The 13,846-nt window shown below is 30.8% G+C and carries 7 protein-coding genes; all 7 read left to right on the top strand.

Translation table 11 applies throughout. From position 1 onward, the window contains the following. Positions 1-2: 2 nt before the first annotated feature. The 7 genes from VJY32_RS06970 (at position 3) to VJY32_RS06940 (ending at position 13,749) form a co-directional block, all read left to right on the top strand. Entirely contained in the window at positions 3-1,334 is a 1,332-nt protein-coding gene (locus tag VJY32_RS06970; protein WP_353677187.1) for a glycoside hydrolase family 125 protein, read from the top strand. A gap of 7 nt (positions 1,335-1,341) precedes the next feature. Next, positions 1,342-3,921: a glycoside hydrolase family 3 C-terminal domain-containing protein gene (locus VJY32_RS06965; protein WP_353677186.1), complete on the top strand. Its 2,580-nt coding sequence runs from the start codon at positions 1,342-1,344 to the stop codon at positions 3,919-3,921. Positions 3,922-4,090: 169 nt separating this feature from the next. Further along, complete coding sequence (locus VJY32_RS06960) at positions 4,091-7,060, top strand: TonB-dependent receptor (RefSeq protein ID WP_353677185.1); 2,970 nt, start codon at positions 4,091-4,093, stop codon at positions 7,058-7,060. Between the two features lie 108 nt (positions 7,061-7,168). Further along, complete coding sequence (locus tag VJY32_RS06955; RefSeq protein WP_353677184.1) at positions 7,169-8,944, top strand: T9SS type A sorting domain-containing protein; 1,776 nt, start codon at positions 7,169-7,171, stop codon at positions 8,942-8,944. 125 nt (positions 8,945-9,069) lie between these two features. After that, the gene (locus VJY32_RS06950; protein ID WP_353677183.1) at positions 9,070-10,254 is read left to right on the top strand and encodes an MFS transporter; all 1,185 of its coding nucleotides are present in this window, start codon (positions 9,070-9,072) and stop codon (positions 10,252-10,254) included. Positions 10,255-10,268: 14 nt separating this feature from the next. Further along, positions 10,269-11,378, top strand: a complete 1,110-nt coding sequence (locus tag VJY32_RS06945; RefSeq protein WP_353677182.1) for an ROK family protein — start codon at positions 10,269-10,271, stop codon at positions 11,376-11,378. A gap of 16 nt (positions 11,379-11,394) precedes the next feature. After that, the gene (locus VJY32_RS06940; RefSeq protein WP_353677181.1) at positions 11,395-13,749 is read left to right on the top strand and encodes a glucosamine-6-phosphate deaminase; all 2,355 of its coding nucleotides are present in this window, start codon (positions 11,395-11,397) and stop codon (positions 13,747-13,749) included. Positions 13,750-13,846: the final 97 nt, after the last annotated feature.

Raw genomic sequence — 13,846 nt, 5'->3', positions numbered from 1 at the left:
TAATGAACACCCGTCCAAGCTTAAAAGAACGAAAATTTATTAGCAAAACTGTTGAAGAAAAAATAAAAGAGATTTCAGATTTTTTAGTTGATAAAGATTTAGCCCGACTTTTCTCAAATTGTTTTTCTAATACATTGGATACAAGTGTAATTTTCAAATTTGATAATGGAATGCCCGATGTATATGTACTTGCAGGGGATATACCAGCTATGTGGTTGCGTGATTCTACTGCTCAAATTTGGCCTTATTTAGAACTTGTTAATCAAGATGATAATCTCAAGTTGCTAATAAAGGGACTTATCAATAGACAAACAAAATGTATTCTCACTGACCCTTACGCAAATGCATTTAATTATGAGAAAAAAGAAAGTATATGGATTAACGATTTAACAGAAATGAAACCTGAATTGCATGAAAGAAAATGGGAATTAGATTCTTTATGTTATCCCATAAGATTAGCTTATAATTACTGGAAATTGACTGGGGATATTTCCTGCTTTACAGATGAATGGAAAAAGGCAACTCAATTAATCTACATTACATTTAACGAACAACAACGTAAGAATGATAGAGGGTCTTACAAATTTGGTAGAATTACATCGTGGAGTACAGATACAGTTCCTGGTAATGGCTATGGAAATCCAATCAAGCCAAATGGATTAATAGTTTCTATATTCAGACCATCGGATGATGCTACGATATTCCCATTTTTAATCCCATCAAATTACTTTGCTGTAGTTTCGTTAAGACAATTGTCAGAAATGTATAAAGAAATCTTTCAAGATTTTGATTTTGCAAATAAATGTTTATCACTTGCTGATGAAGTTGAAATGGCAATAAATAAATTTGCTATCTCATCTCATCTTAATTACAATAAAATTATTGCATATGAAGTAGATGGTTTTGGAAATAAATTATTTATGGATGATGCTAATATTCCAAGTTTATTGTCTCTTCCATACTTGAATTGTATTGATGGAAAAAGTGAAATATATCAGGAAACAAGAAAATTTATTTTAAGTGAGGATAATCCATATTTCTTCAGAGGAAAATTTGCAGAAGGAATAGGCAGTCCCCATACATTAATTAATAATATCTGGCATTTGAGCATTATTATGAGAATTATGACGAGCATTAACGAAGATGAAATTATTCAAAATATAAAATATTTGAAAAATACTCATGCTGATAAGTACTTTATGCATGAATCATTTAATAAAGATAATCCTCATGAATATACAAGAAGTTGGTTCCCATGGCCCAACTCACTCTTTGGAGAAATGATATTAAAATTGTATAAAGAAAACCCGGATTTATTAAAAAGAATATTTTAAAATTCTTATGAAAAAAAATTTTTGGATTACCATAATTATTGCATTAGTGAATTTTGTATCCGCACAGGATATACCAAAATATTTAGATTATAATTTATCAATTGATGAGAGAGTTGAAGATTTAATTTTTAGAATGACTATTGAAGAAAAAGTTTCTCAGATGAGTCATAATTCTCCAGCAATTGAAAGATTAAAAATTCCAGCATACAATTGGTGGAACGAAGCATTGCATGGTGTAGCGCGTAATGGATTGGCTACTGTTTTCCCTATGCCAATTGCTTTAGCATCAACATGGGACAAAGATTTAATATACAGAATTGCTAATGTTATCTCAGACGAAGCAAGAGCAAAATACAATTTGGCAGTAAAAAAAAATAAAGTAGGAATTTATAACGGCATAACATTATGGGCACCCAATATTAATATTTTTAGAGATCCGCGATGGGGTAGAGGAATGGAAACCTATGGTGAAGACCCATTCCTTACAGGTGAATTAGCAGTTCAATTTATTAAAGGGCTTCAGGGCAATGATAAAAATTATCTTAAAACTATTGCTACTCCAAAACATTTTGCAGTTCATAGTGGACCGGAATCAGAAAGGCATCATTTTAATGCTATCGTAAACGAGTATGATTTAAGAGAAACATATTTACCGCATTTTTATAAAAGCATTAAAGAAGGTAATGCAAAATCAATTATGTGTGCTTATAATAGAGTTTTAGGTGAACCATGCTGCGGGAACAATTATTTACTTAAAGATATTTTACATAAAGAATGGCAATTTGATGGTTTTGTTGTTTCTGATTGCTGGGCTGTATCGGATATTTTTAATTCTCATAAATATACTAATTCATTAGAAGAAGCAGTTTCTTTATCGTTGATTGCTGGAACAAGTTTAGAATGTGGGAATTCTTATCATTTGTTACTAAATGCACTTAAAAATGGATTAATTACCGAAAATGACATTAATGATGCATTGAGAAAAATATTTAAGATAAGGTTTCAATTAGGAATGTTTGATCCACCTGAAAAAGTTATATATAGTAAAATTGATGAGAGCTACATTGATTCAGAACAAAATAAGTTGCTTGCACTTGAAGCTGCACGTAAGTCTATTGTTTTATTAAAGAATGAAAAAAATATTTTACCATTAAAAAGAGATTATAAAAACATTGCTGTTATTGGTCCCAATGCAGATAATCTTGAAAGTTTATTAGGTAGTTATCATGGATTTCCTTCAAATCCAGTTACACCTTTAAAAGCAATAAAAGAAAGAATGAAAGATTCGAAAATTTATTATGAGCGGGGTTGTTACTTTGCTGAAAATATTCCTTCATTTGATTTGATTATTAGTGATTATTTATTTGTTACAAAAGATAAAAAACAAAATGGTTTAAGAGGAGAATATTTTTCAAATACAAATATGAATGGACTAGCTGATTTTGAACGAATTGATAGTGTGATTGATTTTAAATGGTTAATCAAAAATCCTGTTTCAAATTCAGATACATTTAGTGTAAGATGGACTGGTTATTTAATGCCTCCAGAATCTGGTTTATATGCAATTGGCGGATATGGGTATAATGGCTTCCGAATTTATATTAATGACTCACTGATTGTAAATTATTATGGAGAATTTGATCCAGCAATTACATATAGCTTTATCAAATTAGAAAAAGAAAAACTTTATAAAATAAAAGTCGAGTTATATAAAAAAGAGAGATATTCATTTATACAATTATTATGGGCACCGCCGGAAGAGTATGCAGAAAAGAAAGCGATTGATGCAGTAAAAAAATCTGATTTAGTTATGATGTTTATGGGATTAACACCAAGACTTGAAGGAGAGGCATTACAGGTTGAATCAAAAGAATTTAGAGGCGGTGATAGACTAACATTAAATTTGCCCGAAGTCCAATCAAGATTCATTAAGAAAATTCATAAACTTGGTAAACCAATAATTTTAGTCTTGATAAATGGCAGTCCATTATCAATAAATTGGGAAAACAAATATATTCCTGCAATTATTGAAGCATGGTATCCAGGACAGTCGGGGGGTGAAGCAATTATGGATATAATATTTGGAGATTATAATCCATCAGCTAAGCTTCCTGTAACTTTTTACAAATCTGTTAATCAACTTCCTCCATTTACAAATTATAATATGGATAACAGAACCTATAGATATTTCAAAGGAGAAGTTCTTTATCCATTTGGTTATGGATTAAGTTACACCTCATTTGGTATTAGTAATTTAAAATCTGAAAGAAAAATAATTGATAAAAATGATACGTTCTATGTTTCATGCGATATTATAAATAAAGGGAAGATTAGGGGCGAAGAAACTATACAAATGTATATTAAATACAAAAATGATAAAAAAGAATTAAAAGCATTAAAGGGTTTTAAAAAAGTTATCCTTAATCCCGGTCAAAAAAGTACAGTTAAATTTAAGATTACACCTGATTTACTGAAGAGATGGAATGAAAAAGGTTATGAAGTAAATGCTGGTGAATATATAATAATGATTGGCTCTTCTTCAGATAAACAGAATGTTAAGAAAATTAATGTATTTGTAAATAATTAAATTTGCATTCAGTTTATTCTATACCAAAATATATTTATTGAAATACTATAACTAAAAAAATAATATTTTTTATTTATGATTATTATTGCATTTTATTTTTGATAAGTTTATTTTTATCACAAAAAAACTAATCTATCATAACTTTAGTTTAATTAAAAATGAGGTTTATATGACCCCAAAATTATCATTTCGAAATTACGTTTTATTGTTGCTTTTATTGATGAGTTCAATAGTGCTCTCTGCACCAGGTGGAACTGTAAAAGGAAGAGTCAGAGATGTGCAAACAAAAGAGCCTTTACCTTTTAGTAACGTAATTTTGGTAGGGACAAGCTTTGGAAGTGCCACTGATATGGATGGCAACTACATAATTAAATCTGTCCCTGCAGGAAAGTATACTTTAAGAGCATCATTTCTAGGATATAAAAGTTCGGAAATTTCTGTTGAAGTGCAAAATGGGAAAACTACTGTTCATGATTTTTATCTAAGTCCTGAAACAGTTTACGGTGATACTGTGATCATTACTGCGCAGGCAGAAGGACAGGCTAAAGCTATTAATGAACAGCTTACTTCAATTGCAATTAAAAATGTTGTTTCATTTGCAAGAATAAGAGAATTGCCTGATGCTAATGCTGCTGAATCTGTTGCAAGACTACCAGGTGTATCTATTATTAGAACTGGCGGGGAAGGTTCAAAAGTTGTAGTTCGTGGTTTATCTCCTCAGTATAATAGAGTAACTATTGATGGAGTAGAACTTCCTTCTAATGTTACTTCAAGTGACCCTAATGAACATAAATCTGAATACAGAAGTAATGATGAACTTTCTTTTTCTGAAGATAGAGCTACAGATTTGAGTATGATTTCTTCTAATATGTTAGGAGGTATTGAAGTTGTTAAAGCTATTACACCAGATATGGATGCAACCTTGTTAGGTGGTGTAATTAATTTCACGATGAGAAAAGCTGTAAAAACACAATTTGGACAACCAAGCTTTGAAGTCTTTTCACAAGGGGGATACAACAATCTTAAAAACACATATAATGATTATAAGTTTGTAGGTTCATACGAACAACGTTTCTGGGATAATAGTTTTGGAATTTTTTTGCAAGGGAGTGTAGAAAAAAGAAATCTTAGCTCAAATGAACTTAATTCTAGTTATAACTTTGCAGGAAAATTGTTCGTAACAGATGAAGGAAATCCTGAATTTCAATCAATGAGTTTGACTGATATTGTAAGAGACCGTTATAGATATGGTGCCACTGTTGTTCTTGACTATCAATATGAAAACGGTAGCATTGGATTTATGAATTTCTTTAGTAGAAGTGATACAAGAGCAATATCGAGAAATGAGTCTTATTCTTTACTTGATGATGATCTATTTTATTCTGCAACTAATTCTAAAAATATTCTTGATGTTTATAGCAATCTATTAACAATTAAACATAACCTATTTGGATTTGGAATTGATGCAAAACTATCTCACTCTTTTTCTGGCAGTAAATATCCTGAGGATGTACGATTTAATTTCTGGCAAAATGCTGCAGGTTTTGCAAACAAATTTACTTTGTTGAGATATGCACCTCCAAATGAAATAGTTAAACATGTAATTCATGACCCTGAAAATGCAGTCTTCTTTGATATTTACAATGTTTCAAACATTACTAAAGATAGAACATATAATGCAGCTTTAGATATTACAAGGGATTTTACGATTTCAGAATTATTAACTAGTAAATTAAAATTTGGTGGAGCCTATCAGTATCGAAGCCGTAGTTATGATTATAATGAAAATAGTGGTTCAGTATTTTATGATGATGGGGCTCAGGTCTCTGCAGCTATTATGCGTGCATTTCCACAATTAGGAACAAGTATAACATTTGCTGACTTTATTGATTCAAGCTATAGCTATGGAAAATTTTTAAATGGTGATTACACACTTGGCCCTCCTTTCAATGTTAATTTAATGCTTGATGTAATACAAGTTGCAAAAAATAATTATGGAGTTGGGGCAGGTGGTGGCGGTTATAAACCAAGACAATTACAATCAACTTTGTACGATTATTCTGGTCACGAAGTAAAAAGCGCTGGATACATAATGGCAACATTAAACATTGGTCAAATGTTCTCAATTTTGCCTGGTGTTAGATATCAAAATTTAACTACAAAGTATAAAGGTATAAGAGGTGAACAAATTCCAGGTGGAATTCAATATACAAACGCAGAAGAAAAAGTATCTCACGGTTATTGGCTCCCAATGTTCCATTTTAGATTTAAGCCTTTTGACTGGATGCAATTGCATGTTGCTTATACAAATACTTTGAATTATCCAGACTATAATACAATTATTCCAAGGTATTATATTGGAACTAATTTTATTTACTATAATAATTACAAATTAAAACCTGCTACTTCAGAAAATATTGATGTTGTTCTATCTGTTTATACCAATAATATTGGTTTATTTAGTATTGGTGGATTTAAAAAGAGAATTGAAAATTTAATTTTCCCGCTTAAAACCTACCCTCAAGATTTTATCAAGTATACTGAACTTCAAGAAAAATTAAAGAATAAAAAGGAAAAATACACTTTATATACATATGATAATAATTCAATTCCTATAGATGTAATTGGGATGGAAACTGAGTGGCAGACTCATTTTTGGTATTTGCCAGGTCCATTATCTGGTTTGGTTTTGAATGTTAATTATACTCATATTTTTTCAGAAGCAGATTATCCTAAATCTTATTTATATACTTATCTCGACCCTGAAACATATATCCAAAAAACTGTTAATGTCGATACTTTTTACACTACGAGATTACTAAATCAACCTAATGATATAGTTAATGTAGCACTGGGCTATGATTATAAAGGATTTTCATTAAGAGTTTCCATGCTCTATCAGGATAACATATTTAAGAAACCTGATTTCTGGTTGCAGAATAGAGTTCACTCAGATAAGTATGTGAGATTTGATTTGTCAGTTAAGCAAGAATTACCATGGTATGGAATTCAAGTATATTTTAACCTCAATAACTTCACAGGTGAAGATGATGTCGATATTAATCAAAAGACGGGCTTTGTTACTCTTAGACAGAGATATGATATGACAGCAGAACTTGGTATGCGTTTGAAATTATGAAATAAAAAATAAGGAGGTAATTATGAGATGAAATTTAATTCTTGTTTAACTCTAATAAATAACTGCCTGCAAAGGCAATATTTTAACAACATTATAAGGAGTAATACTATGAAGGTGAAAAAGCATTACATTTACCTGTTTTTATTGATTGTAGTACCATTAATGAGTTCATTATTCGCTCAATCAAAAACAGATACTGTTTATATACCTGGTGCTCAATCATTAAAAATAAGTGATATTATTAATGCAGATACTTCAGTTACCGGATATCGAGTTTATGTTCTTGACCGTGGGGCAATTTATTACATTGAAAAAGCATTTGAGATTACTCATCCATGCAAATTTATGGCAAAAGGTGATCCAACTAAGAGACCACCAGTTTTAGCTCCTGCTATTAGAGCTGATGGTTCTTCAGAAGAATGGTTCTTCAAACTTATTAAAAATGGAATCCAAGTTGAATTAAATGATTTGTATTTGTTATCTATGCGTGCTGATGGCAAAACATTAGGATGGAGTAGAGCTATACATATTGGGGCAGATAACATTACACTTAAATTAAGAAGAGTTGTATTCGATGCATTTACTGAAGCTGGAATTCGTGTTGATGGTGCAGACTTTGTTAAGTTGGATGTTCAAGATTGTCACTTCAGAAACTTTATTCATTCAACTTCGTATTTCGGTGGTCAGCCATTCCTCTCTGGAGGTCTTGATCAACCAGATACTATAAAATTTATTAATAATACTTTCTTCGCTTGCAACTCTTATATCTTCTCAATTCGTGGATATGACCCATATTCAATTTTTGAACATAACACAATAGTATATGGAGCTGTTAATCCATTCTTAACTCGTCAAGCTTCTAATTTATATATGAAGAATAATCTTCTCTATGCTGCCCATGCATGGGGTGGAGATCCAGAACAAGTAATGGGCGGATGGTTCTTTAACTGGCCTGATACTGTTTCATCAAGTATTTATCAAATAAGAAGAACAGGAACATATCAAGGACGGTCAGTTGTTGGTCCTGAAGCTTTTGTAGAAGAAGCTAAAGGAATTACAAGAGACTTATTCGTACCAAGCAAGAGAGTGCATATAACAGAGAATAATGTTTATCATTTCCCAGAGAAACTTGTAAAATTTTATCAAGATTGGAACGACACAGTTAAAATAGCAGACAGTGTCGAAATTCCATCAGGTGGTAAAGGTTACTTCGTTCGTAAACTTACTCTTGCAAGATGGATTAATGACTATGGACTATGGGCATTAGATTCTCTCACAAATCCAAAATCAAGTGATTATTCACCATTTATTTCTTGTACTAATAATATTGATGCTAACCCAGGATTTACAGATTCTAAAGTAGTTGCTCATCTCGATGAATTAATTGGGTATGTTTATAGAATCGCTGCTCGTAAGCTTGATAATCCATGGCATTATGAATTGAACTTCCCGCCAAAATGGCCATTACCAGAAAATCTTGCTTACTCAAATTCTGCTTTGATGACCTTTGGTTCTGATGGTTATCCTGTTGGCGATTTGAACTGGTTCCCAGAAAAGAAAAATCAATGGTTAACTGGAATTAAAGAAATTGAACATGTAGTTCCAGCTGAATATTCACTATCTGATGCTTATCCTAATCCATTTAACCCAGAAACAAAAATTAATTTCAGTGTTCCAAAACAAGCTAATGTTAAATTAGTTATCTATAATATTCTTGGTCAAAAAGTAAGAACATTGATTAATCAAGAAATGCAACCTGGAAAATATTCTGCTTCGTGGGATAGCAAAGATGATTTAGGCAGACAAGTTGTAAGTGGTGTTTACTTAATTGGTTTTGAATCAGATTCATACAAAGCTTTCAAAAAGATTGTTTTGATGAAATAGCCTCCTATTATTTGTTGTTCAGGTCAGCCGGTGTAAAAACCGGCTGACTAATTTTATCAAGTTTTTAGTTCTTACAAATTTACATTCACTTAACTTTTCTGTTCACTAAACAAAAATTTATGCTCATGAAAACAAGAACCTTTCCAATCTATTTAATTTTTTTATGCATGGGTTTTGGGGATGTTGTTGGACCTTTGGTTGGTTTAGCTAAAGAATCCTTTACATTATCTTATACTATGGCTCAGTTAATCCCCTTTACAGGTTTTATTATGTATGGTTTGCTTTCAATTCCTGTAGGAATTATTCAGGATAGAGTAGGTAAAAAAATAGTTTTAAGAATTGGTTTAATTACAGCATTAACTGGTTTGTTTCTTGCAATTGCAAGCGGGTTATATGGCAATAATATTTTTTATACAAATAAAAATACACTAGACTTTTTTTTGTTATTAATTACAATTGTATCTTTATGTGCAGGAGCTACTATACTTCAAGTTGTTGGTAATCCAATTGTTTATGATGTTTCACCAGAAGGAAAATATTCAAAAAATTTATCTTTAGCACAATTTTATAAATCTATTGGTTCTTCGATAGGATTTATACTTCCTCCAATAGCTGCAATTTATTTGAATTTAGATTGGAGTATTTTATTTCCGGTATTTGCTGCTTTGGTTTTATTGACTTTCATTTCTGTTCAACAATTACAAATTAATGATACAAAATTAGAAAGAAAACATGCGACATTTAACTCATGTTTTAGTTTGTTAAAAGAAAAATATGTTGCATTAATGGTAATAGCTATTTTTCTTTATGTTGGTGCTGAAGTATCTATGAGTTCAGGCATTCCAATTTATTTAAAAGAATATATGGGGATTTCAGATTATTCTTTATGGCTAAGCTGGTCTTTATTTTTTCTTCCATTGGTGATTGGAAGATATTCTGGAGCAAAAATATTGAATAAAATTCATGCAAGAAAATTTTTTTTGATTACTACATCTCTATCAATTATTGGTTTATGTTTATTATTTACTTCTAAAGAATATTTAGTTTATTCTGGAATTATTATAGTTGGTTTTGGATTTGCTAATATCTTCCCGCTGATATTTTCACTTGTTATTGAGAAATTTCCATCAAGGTCAAACGAACTTTCTGGATTAATGATTACTGCAATTTCTGGAGGTGCAATAGTACCATTAATTATGGGTAAAATTAGTGATATGAAAAGTTTGTTAATTGGGTTTACTGTCCCTTTGATTTGTTTGTTGTATATATTAATTACTGCGATAATTTCTTACAAAAAATCTCAACTGTAATGAGGAAATAAATTATGAAATCAGATTCTCGTGTAGTAATGACTTTAGATGCAGGAGGCACAAACTTTGTGTTTTCTGCAATTCAATCTGGTAATCAAATTGTAGATGAAATAGTTTTCAGTTCCGAAGCTGATAATCTTGATAAATCTTTAAAAAATATAATAGATGGTTTCACATTAATTAAAAATAAACTTAATGTTCCACCTGATGCAATAAGTATTGCTTTCCCAGGTCCAGCAGATTATCCTAATGGAATCTTAGGTGACTTAGGAAATTTGCCAGCATATAGAGGTGGTGTTGCGCTGGGTCCATTATTAAAAGATAAATTTAATTTACCTGTCTTTATAAATAATGACGGCGATTTATATGCTTATGGCGAAGCTTTGTGGGGTTTTCTTCCCTGGATAAATAATGAATTAGAAAAATCAGGAAATCCTAAACGATATAAAAATCTTATTGGAATAACTTTAGGAACTGGATTTGGTTTTGGGTTAGCGGTAAACGGTGAGTTATATATTGGAGATAATTCTATGGCTGGAGAAATCTGGTTGTTAAGAAATAAAATATCACCAGATGAATATGTTGAAGAACATGCAAGTATACGAGGAGTAAGAAGAGTTTATAGTGATAAAGCTAAAATTAAATTTTCAGAATCACCTTCTCCAAAAGAAATCTACGAAATTGCATTAGGCTTAATTCCAGGAAATAAAAATGCTGCAATCGAAGCTTACAAAACAATGGCTACTGTTGTCGGTGATGCAATTGCTAATGCTGTTACATTACTTGATTGTAATGTAGTTATTGGAGGAGGACTGGCTGGCGCAAGTTCACTTTTTATGCCTTTTTTAATTGAAGAAATGAGAAGCTATTATGTAAAATCTTCTGATGGAACAAGAGTTAAAAGATTAATGGCAGAGATTTATAATCTTACAGATGAAAATGACATGAAAAAATTTTTGAAAGATGAATCAGCAGAAATAAATGTATATGGAACTAACAAAAAAGTAAAATATAATTCTTCTAAGAAAATTGGCGTTGGTATATCACAATTAGGAACAAGCAAAGCAATAGCTCTTGGAGCTTATTCTTTTGCAATAAATGAATTGAATAAACATGATAAATAATTCAAAAAGGAGAGAAATGGAGACAAATTCTAAGGTAGAATATTATTTCTTAAAAAAGTCAGGCAAAAAATTTATCTATAAACCAACAGAAAAGATACCAGTTATACAGGTTGAAAATATCCCTGAACTTGGAGAATTAACAGCATTGAGATTTATCGAATGGCTGCAAAATAATCCTGAAGGAGTAGTATCACTTCCTACTGGTAAAACTCCTGAATATTTTATTTACTGGTTTACTTACTTAATGAAAAATTGGGATAAACCTGATGTTGTAGAAAGACTCAAGAAAGTTGATTTAGATCCCAAAAGAAAACCTGATATGAAAAAAATTAAATTTGTTCAAATAGATGAATTTTATCCTATTGATTCTTCGCAGCATAATAGTTTTTATTACTACGTAAAAAAATTTTATATAAAAAAATTTGGATTCGATATTAATAATGCATTACTTATAAATGTAAATAAAATTGGAACAGCTGAAAATCTCCCGATTAATTTAATTTTCCCGGATAATCGTGTTGACCTCAGCTTAAGAACAAAATTGCCTTCAAATCGCCTTGAAAGACTTCAAAAAGAAACAATTGAAATTGTAGACGAATTTTGTACTCAGTATGAGAAAAAAATTAGAGAGATGGGAGGTATTGGATTTTTCCTTGGTGGAATTGGACCTGATGGACATATAGGATTTAATGTGCAGGGGAGCGACCATTTTTCTACAACTCGATTAACTGCAACTAATTATCAAACACAAGCAGCTGCATCAACGGATTTAGGAGGATTTGAAGTAGCCTCATCAAGATTGGTTATAACAATTGGACTTGATACAATTACTTATAACCCAGAAGCAACTGCAATCATAATTGCTGCTGGAGAATCAAAAGCCAATATTGTAAAAGAATCCATTGAAAGTTCTCAAACTAATAAATATCCAGCCACTGTTTTACAAAGACTAAAGGATTCAAGATTTTATTTAACAAATGGAGCAGCATCAAAATTAAAAGAAAGAATTTATGCGAATGTTGAAAAGGAAACTACACTTTCTGAATTTTCTCTTGAAAAGGCAGTCCTTGATTTATCGATTGAAGTAAATAAACCTGTTCTTTCTTTAACAAAATCAGATTATGAAAGTAATAGATTAGCTTCGTTGGTACTGAAGAAATCAGGAAAATCTGTTAAAGAAATAAATGAAAAAATTCACACAGCAATAATTGAAAGATTTAATAAAGGTATGGATACACCGGAAAATCAGGTTATACTTCACACTGCTCCACATCATGATGATATAATGCTTGGCTACCTTGCTTTAATTACACATCTGGTCAGAACACCTCTCAACAAACATCATTTCGCAATTTTAACAAGTGGCTTTACTGCGGTTACAAATAGTTATATGTTAAAAATTTTAGAACAATTAAAAGAACACTTAACTTCAGGAATTTTTGATTCTAAATTAAGCGATGGTTATTTTGATTCAGATAACACACTGGCAAAAAACAATGATATAAGTTTATTCCTAGATGGCATTGCTGAAAATAACCCGGCAAAAAGAACCGAGGCTATTTCAAGAAGATTATTAAGAAATATAATTGAGATATACGAAGAAGATAGCGAAAAATATTTACTTGATAGAATAAATGAACTTATTAATTACTTCAAAACTCAGTATCCTGGTAAAAAAGATATTTCTTATGTTCAACGACTTAAAGGAATGGTAAGAGAATGGGAAGAAGAATTAACATGGGCTTATTATGGATTTAGCACGAAAGATATTTCCCATCTGAGATTGGGATTCTATCAAGGTAATATATTTACAGAAAATCCGGAATTAAACAGGGATGTAATACCAATCTATAAATTGTTAAAAAAAATTAAACCAACAATCATTACACTGGCTTTTGATCCGGAAGGAAGTGGTCCAGATACACATTACAAAGTTTTACAAGCTATATGTGAAGCTTTGAAGTTGTATGAGAAAGAAGAAGATGTATCGAACTTAAAAATCTGGGGTTATCGTAATGTTTGGTATCGATTCCATCCTGCAGAAGCAAATATTTATGTGCCTGTCAGTTTGAACTCGATGGCAATACTTGAAAATGTTTTTATGAATTGTTATGGCTCACAAAAAGATGCAAGTTTCCCTAGCTGGGAATATGATGGTCCATTCTGTCGCCTTGTTCAGCATATTCATGTTGACCAGTATCAAAAAATTAGAACATATTTAGGAAAAGATTTTTTCTTAAATCATCCTGTCCCACGTGTGCGTGCTGCACATGGAATGTTGTTTTTGAAAGAAATGAACGTGAATGAATTCTATCAGTATTCAATTGAACTTAGAAAATTAATTGAGTTTATAAAAAGTGAATCACTATAAGAAATTATATAATGATAGTATTCGAAAATTGAAATGATTATTATGATATTTACAAAAGGTTGGAGAGAGTTGTATTAAAAAGAAATTAAAATCAAAA

The organism is Rosettibacter primus (assembly GCF_036860675.1).
GTDB classification, from domain to species: domain Bacteria; phylum Bacteroidota; class Ignavibacteria; order Ignavibacteriales; family Melioribacteraceae; genus Rosettibacter; species Rosettibacter primus.
The sequence above is the reverse complement of the archived record's forward strand: the minus strand, read 5'-3'. Positions and strand labels throughout refer to the sequence as shown.

Bases quoted from the DNA above. Each gene is read 5' to 3' on its own strand.
- VJY32_RS06970 (WP_353677187.1), top strand. From the start codon at position 3: ATGAACACCCGTCCAAGCTTAAAAGAACGAAAATTTATTAGCAAAACT.
- VJY32_RS06940 (WP_353677181.1), top strand. From the start codon at position 11,395: ATGGAGACAAATTCTAAGGTAGAATATTATTTCTTAAAAAAGTCAGGC.
- VJY32_RS06965 (WP_353677186.1), top strand. From the start codon at position 1,342: ATGAAAAAAAATTTTTGGATTACCATAATTATTGCATTAGTGAATTTT.
- VJY32_RS06955 (WP_353677184.1), top strand. From the start codon at position 7,169: ATGAAGGTGAAAAAGCATTACATTTACCTGTTTTTATTGATTGTAGTA.
- VJY32_RS06960 (WP_353677185.1), top strand. From the start codon at position 4,091: ATGACCCCAAAATTATCATTTCGAAATTACGTTTTATTGTTGCTTTTA.
- VJY32_RS06945 (WP_353677182.1), top strand. From the start codon at position 10,269: ATGAAATCAGATTCTCGTGTAGTAATGACTTTAGATGCAGGAGGCACA.
- VJY32_RS06950 (WP_353677183.1), top strand. From the start codon at position 9,070: ATGAAAACAAGAACCTTTCCAATCTATTTAATTTTTTTATGCATGGGT.